At 75.4% G+C, this 15,835-nt stretch carries 12 protein-coding genes; all 12 read left to right on the top strand.

Annotation, left to right across the window (positions count from 1 at the left end; genetic code table 11):
- The first annotated feature begins 43 nt into the window (after window positions 1–43).
- The 12 genes from AMK31_RS09545 to AMK31_RS09490 all read left to right on the top strand — a co-directional run bounded on the left by AMK31_RS09545 (window position 44) and on the right by AMK31_RS09490 (window position 15,749).
- Window positions 44–1,180 (top strand): hypothetical protein, encoded by a 1,137-nt coding sequence (locus AMK31_RS09545; protein WP_073939952.1) that lies wholly within the window; start codon window positions 44–46, stop codon window positions 1,178–1,180.
- 133 nt (window positions 1,181–1,313) lie between these two features.
- Entirely contained in the window at window positions 1,314–1,544 is a 231-nt protein-coding gene (locus tag AMK31_RS09540; RefSeq protein WP_241842594.1) for a hypothetical protein, read from the top strand.
- The gene (locus AMK31_RS09535) at window positions 1,541–2,311 is read left to right on the top strand and encodes a vWA domain-containing protein (protein ID WP_073939950.1); all 771 of its coding nucleotides are present in this window, start codon (window positions 1,541–1,543) and stop codon (window positions 2,309–2,311) included. The genes AMK31_RS09540 and AMK31_RS09535 overlap by 4 nt, the downstream gene beginning before the upstream one ends.
- Window positions 2,308–3,114: a protein phosphatase 2C domain-containing protein gene (locus AMK31_RS09530; RefSeq protein WP_073939949.1), complete on the top strand. Its 807-nt coding sequence runs from the start codon at window positions 2,308–2,310 to the stop codon at window positions 3,112–3,114. Before AMK31_RS09535 ends, AMK31_RS09530 begins: the two co-directional genes overlap by 4 nt.
- Window positions 3,111–4,235, top strand: a complete 1,125-nt coding sequence (locus AMK31_RS09525; RefSeq protein WP_079186782.1) for a protein kinase domain-containing protein — start codon at window positions 3,111–3,113, stop codon at window positions 4,233–4,235. The genes AMK31_RS09530 and AMK31_RS09525 overlap by 4 nt, the downstream gene beginning before the upstream one ends.
- The gene (locus tag AMK31_RS09520; RefSeq protein ID WP_241842593.1) at window positions 4,223–4,873 is read left to right on the top strand and encodes a 4Fe-4S single cluster domain-containing protein; all 651 of its coding nucleotides are present in this window, start codon (window positions 4,223–4,225) and stop codon (window positions 4,871–4,873) included. The genes AMK31_RS09525 and AMK31_RS09520 overlap by 13 nt, the downstream gene beginning before the upstream one ends.
- Window positions 4,870–6,360 carry a hypothetical protein gene (locus tag AMK31_RS09515; RefSeq protein WP_073939948.1) on the top strand — a complete coding sequence of 497 codons (1,491 nt, stop codon included), beginning with the start codon at window positions 4,870–4,872 and terminating at the stop codon, window positions 6,358–6,360. The genes AMK31_RS09520 and AMK31_RS09515 overlap by 4 nt, the downstream gene beginning before the upstream one ends.
- Window positions 6,357–8,459 (top strand): AAA family ATPase, encoded by a 2,103-nt coding sequence (locus AMK31_RS09510; RefSeq protein WP_079186795.1) that lies wholly within the window; start codon window positions 6,357–6,359, stop codon window positions 8,457–8,459. Before AMK31_RS09515 ends, AMK31_RS09510 begins: the two co-directional genes overlap by 4 nt.
- A complete protein-coding gene (locus AMK31_RS09505) occupies window positions 8,456–10,513 on the top strand; it encodes an Hsp70 family protein (protein WP_073939947.1) in 2,058 nt (685 codons plus the stop codon). Before AMK31_RS09510 ends, AMK31_RS09505 begins: the two co-directional genes overlap by 4 nt.
- Entirely contained in the window at window positions 10,513–11,703 is a 1,191-nt protein-coding gene (locus AMK31_RS09500; protein ID WP_073939946.1) for a TRAFAC clade GTPase domain-containing protein, read from the top strand. Before AMK31_RS09505 ends, AMK31_RS09500 begins: the two co-directional genes overlap by 1 nt.
- Window positions 11,700–14,192, top strand: a complete 2,493-nt coding sequence (locus tag AMK31_RS09495; RefSeq protein WP_073939945.1) for a GTPase-associated protein 1-related protein — start codon at window positions 11,700–11,702, stop codon at window positions 14,190–14,192. The genes AMK31_RS09500 and AMK31_RS09495 overlap by 4 nt, the downstream gene beginning before the upstream one ends.
- A gap of 6 nt (window positions 14,193–14,198) precedes the next feature.
- Window positions 14,199–15,749 (top strand): TRAFAC clade GTPase domain-containing protein, encoded by a 1,551-nt coding sequence (locus AMK31_RS09490; RefSeq protein WP_073939944.1) that lies wholly within the window; start codon window positions 14,199–14,201, stop codon window positions 15,747–15,749.
- The last annotated feature ends 86 nt before the right edge of the window (window positions 15,750–15,835 follow it).

Genomic DNA, 15,835 nt, shown 5'->3' with positions numbered 1-15,835 from the left:
CTGCGGCTTGTCCCTCTGTGAAGAGTGATGCCATGGTGGTCCCATGGCGACGTCTCCCCCTGATCACTCGTCACTTCTCGCTGAACTGAAGGAAGTTCGGCGTGCGGGACTGGTGCGGCTGCACGGACGTTCGCTGCCGGCGCTGGAGTCGGCGGCCCAGGCGGTGGGCGCGGGCGCCGCCCGCACGCCGGGCGCGGCCGTGGAGGCGTTGCTGCGGCTCGCCGTGGCGCGCCTGGACGCGGGGACGCTGCGGACCGCCGCCGAGTACACGCTGGGGCTGGCGCAGGGCACCCGGGACTGGCCGGCGTCCTCGCGCCGGTCGCGGGCGGCCTCGGTGTACGGGGTGAGCGTCGAGCGCTTCCGCAAGGACCACGAGGTGATGGTCCTCGGTGAGATCGCCGAGCACATCGCGCGGCTCGCGGACGAGACGGGGGACACGCAGGAGCCGGACGGGACCGCCGGGGTGCCGTCCGGCGCCGCGGCCGGCGAGTGGGGCGCCCGCACCCACCGCACCGTGGACGCCTGGGCCGGCGGCCGCCCCGTGCGGCTCACCGTCCATCTGCACCCCGTGGACCTGCTGCGCGACGTGGACGTGGTCGTCTCCCCGTCCAACGTCTACCTCGCCCTGCCCGAGCCCTACAAGGCGTCCGTCGCCGCCTCGCTGCGCCGCGCCGCCGCCGTGCGCGGGGTCACCGGCGAGGTCCTGGAGGACCCGCTGCCCGGCGAACTGCGCGCCTGGGCCGCCAGGCACGGCACGTCGGGGCGCGCCGTGCTGCCCGGCACCGTGGCCGCCACCGGATCGGGCGCCCTCGCCGGGCAGGGCGTACGGCGGATCTACCACGCGGCGATCGCCGTGCCCCGCGCCGGCACCAACGACTACAACGTGCTGCCGGCCGACGTCACCCGGGCCGTGGCCCGGGCGCTGGCGCTGCTCGCCGAGGAGCAGGGCCGCCACACCCCGCCGCTGCGCTCCATCTGCCTGCCGCTGCTCGGCTCGGGCCGCGGCGGGCTGCCGCCGCACGTGTCGCTGGGCGCCGTATGGGCGGCCGTCGAAGCCGAGTTGGCGCGCGGCGCGACCTGGGACGTCCACTTCGTGGTGAGCACCCCGGAGGCGGCCGGACTCGTGGAGCGCATCCCGGCCGGAATCCGCCCGGTCCGTGACCGGAGACCGACCGGCTGATCCGCTGCAATGGAAGAGCACCCCGGTGCGCGTAGGGAGGCACGGGGGGCGCACAGGAGCGTGCGGGCGTACCCGGGCGCGCGATTTCCGTTCTGACGCGGACAGTTGATGTCGCGTCACCTAACGTGGGCACATGAGTGGCGGGATGGAAGAGTGGGGTCATGGGGCACGGGGCCGGATCGTCACCTGGCCGGCTCCCGACGCGTACGTGCTGGTCGAGGGAGTGCTGCTGCGCATGCTCCCGGACACCCCGGGACTGCCCCCGGGAACCGAGGTCGAGGTGCGCCACGACCCGGCGCGCGGCGGGCTCGTCGCCCACGCGACGGCGGACCCCGGCGACGAGAACGGGACGGGGCGGGCATGAGTGAGTACGACTTCGGCTTCGCGCAGGGCTACGACGAACGGCAGCCCGTCGTCCTGATCCTCGACACCTCGGCCTCCATGGGCCGGCCGGCCGGCAACCCCCGGATCGACGAGCTCAACGACGCCCTGACCGGCTGGTTCGACGGGGTCAGGGCGGAACCCAGGCTGCGCGCCCGGGTGGAGGTCTGCCTGATGACCTTCGACTCGCGGGTACGGGTCCTCGACCCCGTCAGGGAACGGCTCGTGCCCGTCGAAGAGGTCCCGCCGGACCGGCTGTTCGTCCCCGTGGACCGGATGCGCCCGCCCCGCCTCGAAGCCTCGGGGCTCACCCGCATGACCGACGCCGTCGAGACCGCGCTCGACCTCGCCAGGAACCGCCACCAGGCCCTCCAGGCGCGCCACGTCCAGGTGCGGCGGCCGTTCCTGTGGGTGCTGACGGACGGCGCGCCCAGCGACCGCGAAGGCCGGCGGATGGACCCCGCCGCGCTGGCCGGCACCGCGGAGAAGGTGCGCCGCGGCGAGGAGCGGGGCGAGTGCGTGTTCCAGGCCATCGGCGTGCGGGGCGCCGACCTGGAGCTGCTGCGGGTCCTCGCGCCCAAGGCCGCGCTGATGCTGGAGGGCCTGGACTTCGGGCAGATCCTCGACCTGCTGTTCCAGAGCTCGGACCGGATCGGTGCCGTGCAGGCCGCCGACGAGATCCACTGCCGGGTGGCCGATCTGGCACGGGAGCGGCAGCGCCTCGACGAGCTCGAGCGGAAGTACCAGTGATCGTCGCGGGCGCCTCCGTCCAGGGCACCGGACACCTGGCCGCCGGCCAGGGATGCCAGGACGCCTTCAAGGCGGTCGAGTCGGGCGACACGGTCGTGCTGGCCGTCGCGGACGGCGCCGGCGGGCGCGAACGCAGCGCGCTCGGCGCGCACCTCGCCGTGGACACCGCCTGCCGGGTCCTGGCCGAGGACGTCCCCGGCCCGCAGGACCCGCCCGAGACCTGGACCCGGTGGATCGCCGAGACCGGAGCCCGCGTGGTCGCCGACCACCGGCGCGCCGTCGGGAGCCTGCTGGCCGCGACCACTCCGGACCGGCCGGTGGACGCGGGCGCGCTCGCCGCCACGCTCGCCGCAGCCGTCGTACGGCCCCCGTGGGCGGCGTTCGTGTCGGTCGGCGACTGCTTCGGCACCGTACTGACCCGCGAGCCCGCCGGGACCGACCCGGCGGAACGCTGCCACCTCGTCCTGCCGCCGCCCGCCCCCGGCGGGCCCGGACCGGTCTTCCTCTCCTCGCCCGGGGCCGCGCTGCGGACCCGCACGTTCGTGGTGTGGGAGCCGCACCTCAGCGGCGTCGTCCTCGCCACCGACGGCTGCGCCGCCCTCACCCTCGACCACCCCTCCGTCCACCGGCTCCCGCCGCACGCCGGGCCCCTGCCGTCCGCGCGGTTCTTCGGCGGGCTCGCCGCGACCCTCCGCGACAACGGCGGCGACGCCGAACCCCTGCGCGCCCTGCTCTCCGGACCGCAGGCGGCCCGCTCCGGCGACGACCTGACCGTGCTGTGCGCCCTGACGGACGGCGGGTGACGGTGGCCCTGACAGCGGTGTCCGGCGACGGACGGGAATGGCGGCTGACCCGGCGCATCGGCAGCGGCTCCGAAGGAGTCGTGTACGGCGTCGACGACCCGCGCCCGCTGGTCGCCAAGCTCGTGCCCGCCCCGCCCGACCCCGCCGCCTACCGCCGCCGCATCGCCCGGCTGGTGCGGCAGCGCCGCGAGCCGCGCACCGTCCGGCTGCTCTCCGGCACCCCGCAGCGGGTCGCCTGGCCGATGGCCGGGATACGGGCCGGCGGCCCCGGACCGGACGGCGTCGACGGCTACCTGATGACCGACATGCGCCACGCCCACCAGCCGCTCACCCACCTGCTGACCCCGGCCGCCCGCCGGGTGTTCCTGCCCGGCGCGACCTGGGCCACCGCGCTCACCGCCGCCGCCTCCCTCGCCCGCCTCCTCGCGGACCTGCACAGCGAGGGCTATGTCGTCGGCGACCTCAAACCCGACAACCTGTGGGTCGACGGACACGGCGGGGTCGGTATCGCCGACGTCGACTCCTGGCAGTTCAGGGACGGCGGCGAGGTGTTCCCCGGCCGCATGGGCACCCCCGGATACACCGCCCCCGAACGCATCGGCGCCCCCGCTGGCACCGCGCCCGACGACGCCTCCGACGACTTCGTGCTCGCCGTCCTCGTCCACCAGCTGCTGATGCACGGCCTCCACCCCTTCGCCGGACACCCCGGCGACGGCGGCGCCTACCTCTCCTACGACGACAACGTCCTGCACGGCCGCTGCCGCCTCCTCGACCGGACGGCGGTCGTCCTGCCCCGCTCCGCGCCCCCCGCCGACCTGCTGCCGCGCCGGCTCCTCGCTCTGTTCCGCGCCGCGTTCGGCGGGCACCGGCCCACCGCTGCGGACTGGGCCGGCGCCCTCGCCGAGGAGTGCGCGCCGGGACGGCTGCGGACCTGCCGGGCCGACCCCCGGCACGTGCACACCGTGGAACGGCCCTGGTGCCCCTGGTGCGACCTGGCCGAGCGGGGCCAGGAGGCCCGCCCCGCGGCCCCGGACCGGCCCCCGGACGCCGCCACGGACACCGCGGCCCGCACCGCCGCCACCCCGCACGACCGGAAGGAGAACACCGCATGGCGGAGCTGACGCTCCTCTCGGTGGCCCGGCGGCTCGACCGCTGCACCGTCCTCGGGCCCGGCGCCCGCGCCGTGATCTGGGTGCAGGGCTGCCCGCTGCGCTGCCGGGGCTGCGTGGCCGCCGAGACCCTGCCCTTCGACGGCGGCACGACCCATCCGGTGGCCGAACTCGCCGACTGGATATGCGGGTTGCCCGGCATCGAGGGCGTCACCCTCTCCGGCGGGGAGCCCTTCAGCCAGGCGGCCGCACTGGCCGAACTGCTCGACACCGTACGGGCGCGCCGCCCGGAGCTCAGCGCGATGGCGTACTCCGGGTTCCGGTACGAGGCCCTGCGCCGCGGCGGCCCCGACCGGCAGGCGCTGCTGCGCCGCCTCGACCTCCTCGTCGACGGCCCCTACGTGGCGTCCCGGCACGGCAGTCTGCGCTGGCGCGGCTCCGCCAACCAGCGCATCGTCGCCCTCACCGACCGCTACCCGGACCTGGCGGCCCAGCCCGACACCAGCGCCGGGATCGAGCTGTCCGTGGAGGCCGACGGAACCCTCTCCTGGGCCGGGGTGCCACCGGCCCCCGGCTTCCGGGAGGGACTCGAGGAACGACTCGCGGCGCGCGGCTTCGTGCTGCACACCCAGGCGCGGAGGGAAACATGAGCGGATCACCGAAGTACAGCACGGTCAGGGTCGCCCCGGCCTACGCACGGCAGGAGGCCGAACGCCGCCGCGCCCAGGCCGCCGCCCGGCGGCGGCGCGAGGAACAGCGCGCCAGGGAGCGCGCCGAACGCGCCGCCAGGCGCGCCGCCGAGGCCGCCGCACGCCGGGAGCGCGCCAGGGCGGAGGCGGAGCGCAGAAGGGCCGAGCTGGCCGAGCGGCGGGCCGCCGAACAGCGCGCCCACGCCGCCCGGCTGCGCCAGGACCAGGCGGGCGCCGACGCCCGCCGGCTGGCCGAGGTGCGGAACCTGCTGGGAGAGGCCATGGCGTCCGGGGGCGCAGCCTCCGGCGAACTGGCCGCCCTCGAACAGCAGCTGGCCACGCTCCAGGGCAGGATCGACCGCGCCGAACCCCTCGACGGGGAGATCGAGGAACTGCGCGGCCGGATCGTCCTGCTGCGCCACCGCGGCGAGCCCACCGGTCCGGGCGCCGACCAGCACGCCGTGCTCGCCGCGCTGGAGGCCCGGCTGACCGGCATCGGCCCCGAGGCCGCCGCACAGGATCCGGAAGGGCACCGGGCCTGCGTCGACCTCATCGGCGAACTGCGCGCCACCGCCGGACCCGGCGGCGAGACCCGCTTCGAGGCCCTGCTCGGCACGGCGGAACACGCGCTCACCCGGCACGCCGCGACCGCCGAGCGGCAGGCCGCCGAGGAACGGCGGCGCGCCGAACGGGCGCGGGAGGCACAGCGCCAGGCCGAGGAGGCCCGGCGCGAGGCGGAGGAGCGGGCCGCCGCACAGGCCGCCGCCGAGGAGGCCGAGCGGGAACGGCTCGCCGCGGCCCACGCCGAGGCCCTCGCCGAGGCGCGGGACCGGCTCGGCGTCGTACGCCGCTCCGCCGAGGACGCGGCGGACGAGGCCCGCACACTCGGCGACCCGGACCTCGCCCACCGCATCGAGACCGCCGTCCACGCCGTCACCGGGCCGCTCGCCGACGGCGCGGCGGCCGACGCGCTCACGGCGGTCACCGCCCTCGAGGAACTGCTCCCCGAAGCCGAACTCCGCCTGGACGAACTGCAGCTCGCCCACACCCGTCGGATGGACCTCGCCCAGGCGCTCCAGGACGCCATGCTCAGCGAGGGATTCGCCTTCACCGGCGGACAGGAGCAGGGCGTACGCCTGGTGCTCGGCTTCGAACGCCCCAGCGGGGCGACGTACGAGACGACCATCGCCACCGACGGCGGCGGCACACCCGTCCTCGTCTACCACGTCGACGGCGAACCCGACGTGACGCTGCGCCCCGACCCGGACGCCGCGGTCTGCGACAGCACCGAGCAGCTGCTGGAACGGGTGCACGAGGCGATCGGCGAACGGGACGGCTTCGTGCCCGGCGAACTCACCTGGGACGGCAAACCGCACGGCCGAAGCAGGCCGCCGCGCGGCGAGGGCAGGTCGCTGCCGGACGCCGGGGAGTGGAGGTGGAGCGGGTGAGCACCGTCGAATGGGCGAAACCGCAGCACGGCACCCCGTCGGCCCCGCCGCCCGAGCGGCGCGAGGGCACGGGCGGGGACGGGCAGCCGGTCGCCGCGGACGGCATGATGCCGCTGTGGGCGGTGTCCCTCGGCTGGGAGCTGCGGCGCGGACGCCAGGTGATCCTCAACGGGCAGATCAGGGACCGCTGGTGGTTCCGCGACCGGCCCGCCTCCTTCCGGCAGGTGGTCGCCGGACTGCTCGAACTGCGCGGCGCGGAGGTCGTCGGCTGGTGGGACCCGGTCGACGGGCTCACCTTCCCGCTGCCGGGCCACGCGGAACGCTTCGACCGGCTTCGGGAGGAACGGCCGCGTGAGACCGCGGGCGGTGCGGCGGGGGAAGGGGCCGGTGACGACGCCGGTGAGCGAACCGGCGAGGGAGGGAGCGCGCCGTCCGGTGGCGGGCCCGCCGGTGACGCGCCGGCCGGTGGCGACCGGCCGGCCTCGGCGTCCTCCAGGCGCGCCGACGAGCGGCAGCGCGGCCGGGAGCGGCTGTTCGCGCCACGGCGGTCGGGGCGGCCCAGGACCTTCGACGACGTCGTCGCCACCGTGCAGCGCCTGGTCGCCTCACCCGACGCGGCCACCGCCTTCGTCTTCGAGGACGTCGACCACCAGCTGCCGCCCGGCCAGCCCGAGTCGCAGCTCGGCTATCTGCGGCTGCGCGCCGCCATGACGGACGCCGTCACCCCGCGCACCGCCGTCGGCCGGCCCCCGCACGCCCGCAACGCCGTCCTGTGCGCCGTCGGTGACGTCGGGCGGCTGCCCGGCTGGTTCCACCTGGAGGACCCGCGGATCGCCGCCCTGCACATCGGCCCGCCCGACCCCAGCGAACGGCGCCTGTGGCTGACCTGGCTGCAGCACCACTTCAACGGGGCCCAGGACGCCACCCGCGCCGACCTCGAACGGCTCGTCGGTGCCACCGACGGCATGGCGGGCTGGGACATCGACTCCCTGTCCAGGACCTCGTGGCTGCGCAACGCCCCCCTGCAGAAGCCGGACAAGCTGCTCGAACTGCACCGGCTCAACGTGAGTGTCGACCCGTGGACCCAGCTCGACCGGGACACCGTCGCCCGCGCCGCCGACGTGCTCGGCACCCGGGTGGTCGGCCAGGCCACGGCCGTCGACGCCGTGGCGTCCGCGCTGCAGTCCGCGTTCGTCGGCGTCGACTTCGGCAACTCCGGGACCGCCCGGCCCCGAGGAGCGTTCTTCTTCGTGGGACCCACCGGCGTCGGCAAGACCGAACTCGCCAAGGCCGTCGCCGAGTTGATGTTCGGCGACCAGAGCGCCTACGCCCGCTTCGACATGAGCGAGTACCAGCAGGAGCACGCGGCGGAACGGCTGGCCGGCGCGCCACCCGGCTACATCGGCCACGAGCAGGGCGGCGAACTGACCCGGCGGGTGCAGGAGCGGCCGTTCAGCGTGCTGCTCTTCGACGAGATCGAGAAGGCCCACCCCAAGGTGCTGGACAAGTTCCTCCAGGTGCTGGAGGACGGCCGCCTCACCGACGGCCGCGGCCAGACGGCCTACTTCTCCCAGTGCCTGATCATCTTCACCTCCAACACCGGCGCCGAGGCGCTGCAGAGCCTGCTGGAGGAACGCGACGACGACCTGTCCTACGCCGAGCTGCAGGCGCACTTCACCCGCGCCGTGGAGGACAAGTTCCGGCAGATCGGCAGGCCGGAGATCTACGGACGGCTCAAGCCGGGCGTGGTCGTCTTCGACATGCTGCGCCACGAGCACGTGGTCAGGATCGCCGACCGGCTGCTCGCGCAGCTCTCCGAGTCGGTCCGCGAACGCCATCGCGTCGAGCTGGTCCCCGACACCGCGACCCTGCACCCGTGGATCACCGAGCGGATGGCGGACCCCGAGCACCAGGCGTACGGCGGTCGGCAGATCCGCAACGAGCTGGAACAGGTGCGGTCGGCGGTCGTCCGCCATCTGCTGGAGCACCGGCCCGTGCCCGGCAGCCGCGTGCGCGTCGGCGTCGGGGCCGACGGCGCGGTACGGGTGGCGGCCGACGGGACGGCGCCGTTCACGGGAGAGGGGAGCGGCAGGACATGATCGCCATCGATCTCGGGCACCGTTTCGGACACGTCGGACGTATCGGCCCCGACGGCCTGCCGGACGTGGTCACGACCGGACTGGACGGCACGGACGGCGTCCTCGACCCGCAGCGGGCCCTGCCCGCCCTGCTCGGCTCCGCCCCGCCCGGCCCGGACGGGCGGGCCGTGCTCGGCATACCCGCCACCGGCGGCGGCGAGGACGAGCTGCGGCGCGCGGCGGACGGCGCGGGGCTCGTCGTCGACCGGGTGCTGCCGGACCCGGTGGCCGTGGCCCTGCACTACGGCGCGGTCGCCGAGGGCGTGGACCACGCGGTCCTCGTCTGCGACCAGGGGGCGACGACCCTGGACCTGACCCTCCTCGCCGTCAGCCCCGATCTCACCGTCCACGTCGTCCGCACGCACAGCGTCCGGCTCGGCGGGGACGACTGGGACGCCGCGCTCGCCGCCCGGCTCGCCGGGCGGCTGCCCGACGGGGCGGACCCGCGCCGGGCCGCGGAGATGCTGCGGCGCGCGCTCGGCGCCGCCGACAGCGTCACCGAGCCGGTGCTCGACACGGCCGGCGCACCGCACCCGGTGACCCTCGACCGGGCCACCTTCGAGGAGGCGGTGGCGCCGCTGCGGGAGCGCGCCCTCGCCGCCGTCGCCGAGCAACTGGCCGACGCCGAACCGGCGGTGGACACCGTCCTGCTCGCCGGCGGGCTGAACGCCGCGCCCGGCCGGCGGGCCGAGATCGAGGCGCTGCCGCTCGCGCGGGATCTCACGGTGCGCTGCTACATGCCCGAACTCGCCGTCGTACGCGGACTGCTGGCGCTGCACGACTTCGGCGTGCTGCGCGTCGTGACCGGTTCGCCGCGGAGCGCCGCCCGCGCGGACTTCGGCCACTTCCGCCCGGACACCGCGCCCCCGGCCGCCGTGACGGACCCGGACACGCGCACCGCACCCCCCGCCGCCGTGGCCGACCCGGACCCGCTGACCTGGCCCCCCGAGCCGGACGACCCCGAACCGGAGCCCCACCCGGCGAGCACGGGGGCAGCGCCCGACGCAGCCGACGCCGGGCACCGGAACGCGTCCCCGCGCGGCGACGGCTCTCCGTACGGCGACGGCTCCGCGCGCCCGGACACCTCCCCGGCGGGGAACGGCAGCCCCGCACCGCACGGTGAGCCCGGCTCGGCCCCAGGGAACACCTCCGAGCCCGGCCCGTCCGCGCGGCAGCAGCCCGCCGCACCGCCCCCCGAGTCGCCTCCGGACACCCCGCCCACGACCGGACCCGCCGCCACCATCCCCGGCCCCCGACAGCCGCCGGACCTCTCACAGCCCTCGGCCCCGGCCGCACCCCCCGCGGCCGCCCCCGAGCCACCGCCCCCGCCGCCCCACTCGGCACATCCGGACGGCACCGGCACACCCGGTGAAGCGCCGTCCCTGTTCGCCGTCCCGGTGGGCGAACTCCAGGCCGTCCGCCGCGACGACCACCTGCTCGTGCTCTGGGCGTGGCCCGAGGGCGCCCTCAGCGCCCGGGTCCGCTGGCGCCGGGAGGACGGCTCGGCGGGCGGCGGACCAAAGAACGGGGACGTGGTGTGCCGGCGGCGGGTGTACGAGCACGACGGCGGGTTCGACCTGGCCGTCGGCCGGGGCGCGGTCACCCTGACCGTGGAGGCCCTGGTCCCCGACCTGGGCGGGGAGTGCGAGGGCGCCTCGTCGCTGCTCGTCCCCGCGCAGCCGCCGGTCGTGGAGTACGAGCCGACCGTGCGCCGGCGCCTCAAGGGCCGGGTGGCCACCGTCACGTTCACCTCGGAGACCGGCTGCGACCTGCCCGGCCTGCGCATCGTCCACAGCCTCGGCCGGTTCCGCCCCACCAGCACGGCCGAGGGCACCGTCGTGCACGAGCTGCCCGCGCAGCGCCTGCCCGCCGGCACCCCGCTCACCGTGGAGGTCCAGCTGCCGGCCACCCGGGGCCCGTCCTGGCTGGTCTGCTTCCCCGCGGACGCGAACGCGGGCACCGACTCCGGTATCGAGATCCGCCCGACGGCATTGCACAGACTGCGAGTGACCTGATGGCCAGACGCCTCACCTGCCCCTACTGCTACGAGAGTTTCGCCCCGCGCGAGATCCGCTTCCGCTGCAACACCCGCCTGAGCCGGGCCGGGAAGAAGTGCGAGCCCAGCCGCGACCAGGTGCTCGACGACCGGATGGGCCCGCGCCCCAGCCACGACCTGGGCCCGGTGTTCGCCGCCGACGGCCGCAAGCCCACCGCCCCCTGCCCGGACTGCGAGGGCGAGACGACGTACCGGATCTGCCCGGTGTGCCACTCCGCGCTGCCCGTCCAGTTCGGCATGGTGGACAGCCGGCTGATCGCCATGGTCGGCGCCAAGGCGTCCGGCAAGACCGTCTACATGACGGTGCTGCTGCACGAGATGCGCCACCGGGTCGGCGAGGCGTTCGGCGCGCATCTGATGGGCCTGGACGACGCGACGATGCGGCGCTACAGCTCCGACTACGAGGAACGCCTCTACGGCGCCAACCAGATGTTCCCCGGCACCCAGACCGCCTCCACCAACCTCAACCGGGTGGACCCGCTGGTGTTCCGCTTCGGCCTGCGCCGGCGCACCCTGCTCGGCGAACGGCCGCAGCACACCGTGCTGTCGTTCTTCGACACCGCCGGCGAGGACTTCAGCTCCCGGGAGAGCGTGGAACTCAACACCCGCTATCTGACCGGCGCCGACGGCATCGTGCTGCTGCTGGACCCGCTGCAGATGCCGGGCGCCCGCGACAGCGCCCTGCCCGGCACTCCGCTGCCCGGCACCGAGGGCCTGGACGCGCCGATCAACGTCCTGTCCCGGATCACCAGCCTGCTCCTCGCCCCGCGCAGCGGCCGGTCCGCGCAGAAGATCGACACGCCGATCGCGGTGGTGTTCTCGAAGATGGACGCCTTCTGGCACCTGCTGGAGGGCGGCAGCCCGCTGCGCGCCCACGCCACCTCGCGCGGCCGGTTCGACGTGGGCGACAGCCTCAGCGTCCACGAGGAGGTGCGCCGGCTGCTGAAGGACTGGGACGGCGTGCCGATCGACCACCTGCTGGACAACCACTACACCCGCTACCGGTACTTCGGCGTCTCCTCCCTCGGCCGCAACCCCACGCCCGACGCCCGGGTCGCCCCCACCGGCATCCAGCCCTACCGGGTCGCCGATCCGCTGCTGTGGCTGCTCAGCGAGTTCGGCTCGGTGCCGAAGGCAGGGCGCGGATGACCCGCTTCCAGCAGCTGTACTACACCTCGTGCGAGCACGGGCTGAGCGGGTTCTCCGGGTTCCAGTTCAACGCCGTCAGCGCGGGCGTCACCGCCGAGACCCGGCAGGCCGTGGAGGCGCTCGCCGGGTACGAACCGCCGCGCTCCATGGTGGAGTCGGACACCCCGGAGCTGCTGGAGCGCTGCCCGGTCAACCTCTGCTACCGGCCGTACGACCGGCAGGGCCGCCGGGCCACCGCGCTGTGCGTGCGCTACGTGGGCCGGGACTCGGCCCGCCGCTTCGGCAACTACTTCGCGCACGCCCTGCACAGCGAGGACTTCCCGGCGGCCGGGGACGGGATGCTCGGCATCGAGCTGTGGGGCTCCCCGGTGTGGGCCGGCACCGTGTCCCCGACCACGGAGCTCCCACCGCTCGCGGCACCGCCGCGCGGGCCCCTCGGAGTGCGCGCGGTCCGCGACTTCGTGCACGGCCACCCGCACGCGGCGCAGCTGCCGAACCTGCTGGCCGCCGTGTTCGCCGCGCTCACCGAACACGGCTCGGTGGTGGTGGTCGACCACACCAGCGACCGGGTCGCGCACTGGTTCGCCGCCGTCTCCTACCTGCTGCCGCCCCCGCTCGCCCGCCGCCTCTCCTTCGCCACCTACGTGCTGCGCCCCGCCCGCAGCCGGCTCCACCTGATCGGCACGGTGCCCGAGGCGCAGCTGGAGTTCGGGCCGGACGACGAGGCGGCGTACACCGTCTTCGACTTCGCCCGCGGGGTGTTCCCCGAGGTCGCCGCGCCCGACCTGACACTGCTCCTCACCCGGATCGGCGTGGGCTCCGTCCGGCCCGTCTGGTCCTGGACGGCGGACTACGCCCACGGCGGCGAGGAGACCCCCGGCGACTGGCACGCCCCGGTCGCCGCGGCGGCCGCCTCGGGCGGCATCACGCTCGCCGCCGCCGACGTGCGCGCGGTGATCGACTGGCTGGCCGGCGCCGACCACCTGGGGCCGCGCCGGGCGGGCGTCGCCGCCGACCTGCACCGCAAGCACCGGGAACTGGACGACCGCCAGCTGGCCGCGCTCAGCGCCGCCGCGAAGGCAGGCGGCGACCTCACCGTGCACCAGGAGATCGAGGGCAAGCTGCACGCCTCCCGCATGCGGGCCTACATGACCGGCGCGCAGGACGCCGCCGAGCCCGTACCGCTCGCCGACCGCGCGGTGCGGCAGCGGGCCACCGCACTGTGGGAGCGGCTGCTGAGCGGCGAGGCGGCGACCGCCCGGCAGCGGACCCGGCTGCTGCTGTGGGCGCTCGGCGCACGGCTCGCCCCGGCACCGGAGGTCCTGGCGCGCGAGACGCTGGCCCTCGCCCACGCCCTGGTCGGGGCGTCCGCCACGCCCGGCCCCGGGCTGCGCCGGGAGGTGGCCGAACTGGTGCGGGAGCTTCCGGAGATGCGCGAGGCCCTGGTGATCGCGGTGCGGGAGGCGCTGGAGGGGCGCCGCGGGCAGGAACAGCTCTTCTCGCAGTTCCCGGCCGAACTGCTGCACGAGCGGGACCTGCGCGACCACCCCGTCCTCCTGGAGCATCACCTGCGGGCCCGGGCCGAGCGGGAGCCCTCGCACACGGTCGACCTCATGTTCAAGATCCTGCGGATCAGGGAAGCGGCGTCACCCGACGAGGAGCTGCTGCGCGGCCTGTGGCGGCAGCCGTCGCGGACCTGGACCCACCGGGAGGCCGTCACGATCGCCGAACGGCTGCCCGCCGGCGAGCGCGTGGACCCGGCGGTCGGCCAGTGGCTCGACCGGGCCCTGAACCAGCGCATCGACGACGAGAGCGACCTCCAGGCCTGCCTGGAACTGTGCCGGGTGCTCGCCTCCCCGGGGCGCTCCGCCTGGCTGCCGGCCGCCGCGCGGGAACGGGTACGCACCACGCTCGACCTGCACACCGCGCTGCACGAGGCCCGCGAGGCCACCGAACTCGCCGCCGCGTTCGCCATCGCGGGCATCGACCGGTGGGCGGCGCCGCAGGCGCTCAAGCGGTACCGCCTGGTGCCCGCCATGCTGGCCCTGCCCGCCGACGTCCGCCGGCTCCGCGACCGCCTCCCCGAGCTGAGCCACTCCACCCTCGACGGCTATCTGACCGCCGTGCGCCGCCTGGTGACACGAGCGGAACGGCTCGACGACACCGCGCTCGGCCATGTGGTCGCGGCCGCCACCCTCAGATCGCGGGCCGGCCTCTCCCAGGCGCACAAGGACGACACCGCCGCGATCATGAGCCACCCCGCCCAGTACTGGCGGGTCGCCGACCTCAAACGGCTGGAGCACGCCACCCGGCCCCACGACCGGGACCTCGCCGACCGCTACGCCGAATGGATCACGGCCCGCGAGGGCGGAGCGCGCAAACTCGTCCGCAAGCTCCCCTTCGTCGGCCGCCGCACCTCCGACGGCACGTCCTCCGCCGCCCCGGGCGAAGAGCCCCCCGGCAACTCCCGGAAGAAGAAGGGACGGTGACACCCGGTGGCCGAGATCATCGCCTACGTCCTCATCCCCGTCCTCTACCTCGCCACGCTCGCGGCGTACCTGCCCGTCGCCCCCGTCATCGCCGCGCTGCGCGGCCTGGCGCTGGTGATGCAACTGCTCACCGGGCACATACGGCTGCTGGCCGGCGTCCTGTACCGGCGCACCCCCGAGTTCCAGGCACTGCCGCCCTACCGTCCCCAGGACGAGGACGTGAAGGCGTACCGCAACTACTTCTTCGGACCGGGCTTCCGCGACCTGCGCCAACTCCTCATCCTGGAACGGCGGTCGTACGTCAGGACGGTCGGCGACTCCTTCCGAGCCGTGACCACACGGCAGTTCACCGCCCCCACCCGGACCCGCGCCGTCACCGTGCCGTACGGGCTCACCCTGTACGCGGGCCTGTGCCTCGGCGCGCTGCTGGCCGTGCCGCCGCTCGGCCTGCTGTTCGGCCTGCACGCGCTCGTCCTGCTCCTGCTGATGGGCGGCGCCCGGCTCGTCGCCGGCACCCTGCGGGCCCTCGACCGGTCCGTGCTCCTGATGAAGCGGCTGCGCACCGGCATGCTCTGCCCGCACTGCTTCGAACGCGTCCCCTACCCGGCGTACGACTGCCCCAGCCCGGCCTGCCGGCGCCGGCACGCCGACATCCGCCCGGGGACGTACGGCCTGTTCCGGCGCCGCTGCGAGTGCGGGCAGCGCATGCCGACGCTGCTGATGCTGATGAGCCGGGACGCGCGGCTCCAGGCGTACTGCGTGTACCCGCACTGCGGGAAGCCGATGAACACCGACGCCGGGCACATGCCCGAGACGATCCTCCCGCTGATCGGCGGACAGGCCGCGGGCAAGACCCAGTTGATGGCGGCGATGCTGCTGTCGCTGGAGAACGCGGCGGCCGACGGCGGACCGGCGATCACCCTCGCCGACGAGGAGTCGAACAGCAACTACCAGGTGCTGCGGGAGGTCCTGCGGATCCGGGGCCACACCCGGGCCACCCAGAAGGCACTGCCCCGGGCGCACTCCTTCGTCCTCGGCAGCGGCCGCGCCGAGCGGCTGGTGCATCTCTTCGACACGGCCGGCGAACGCTTCGTCGACCGCGACGAGACCGACGCGCTGCGCTACGCCCGGGAGGCCCGCACCTTCGTCTTCGTCCTCGACCCCATGGCGGTGAAGGCGTTCTGGACGTCCCTGGCCCCCGGCCCGGACGCGCCGCTGGACCGCACGCTCGCCTCGACCGTGGATCCCGAGGAGGTCTTCGGCCGGTCGATCCAGGCGGTCGCGGCCATGGGCGCGCCGCTGGCGGACTCCCGCCTGGCGGTCGCCGTCAGCAAGACGGACCTGCTCGCCGGCCACGGCCTCGCCCCCGACCGCCCGGACGACAGCGACAGCGCCCGCACCTGGCTGCGCGAGAGCCTGGGCCTGCGCAGCCTGGTGGAGGCGATGGAGCAGGAGTTCCGGGAGGTCCGCTTCTTCTGCACGGCCTCGGTGGTGGACGACGACGCCCGGGTGGACGCGAGCATCGGGCGGTTCGTGGCGTGGTGCCTGCGGGACTGAAGTGGTGTTGCGGGCCGTTGTCGCGGGGGAGCAGGCTGGTAACAGAGCACGACGCGTCGCGCGGAAACCGGAAACGCACGGTGGAA

Source organism: Streptomyces sp. TSRI0107 (assembly GCF_001905845.1).
Taxonomy (GTDB): domain Bacteria; phylum Actinomycetota; class Actinomycetes; order Streptomycetales; family Streptomycetaceae; genus Streptomyces.
This window is presented reverse-complemented; position numbering and strand designations above follow the sequence as displayed.

Bases quoted from the DNA above. Each gene is read 5' to 3' on its own strand.
- AMK31_RS09545 (WP_073939952.1), top strand. From the start codon at position 44: ATGGCGACGTCTCCCCCTGATCACTCGTCACTTCTCGCTGAACTGAAG.
- AMK31_RS09540 (WP_241842594.1), top strand. From the start codon at position 1,314: ATGAGTGGCGGGATGGAAGAGTGGGGTCATGGGGCACGGGGCCGGATC.
- AMK31_RS09535 (WP_073939950.1), top strand. From the start codon at position 1,541: ATGAGTGAGTACGACTTCGGCTTCGCGCAGGGCTACGACGAACGGCAG.
- AMK31_RS09520 (WP_241842593.1), top strand. From the start codon at position 4,223: ATGGCGGAGCTGACGCTCCTCTCGGTGGCCCGGCGGCTCGACCGCTGC.
- AMK31_RS09515 (WP_073939948.1), top strand. From the start codon at position 4,870: ATGAGCGGATCACCGAAGTACAGCACGGTCAGGGTCGCCCCGGCCTAC.
- AMK31_RS09505 (WP_073939947.1), top strand. From the start codon at position 8,456: ATGATCGCCATCGATCTCGGGCACCGTTTCGGACACGTCGGACGTATC.
- AMK31_RS09500 (WP_073939946.1), top strand. From the start codon at position 10,513: ATGGCCAGACGCCTCACCTGCCCCTACTGCTACGAGAGTTTCGCCCCG.
- AMK31_RS09495 (WP_073939945.1), top strand. From the start codon at position 11,700: ATGACCCGCTTCCAGCAGCTGTACTACACCTCGTGCGAGCACGGGCTG.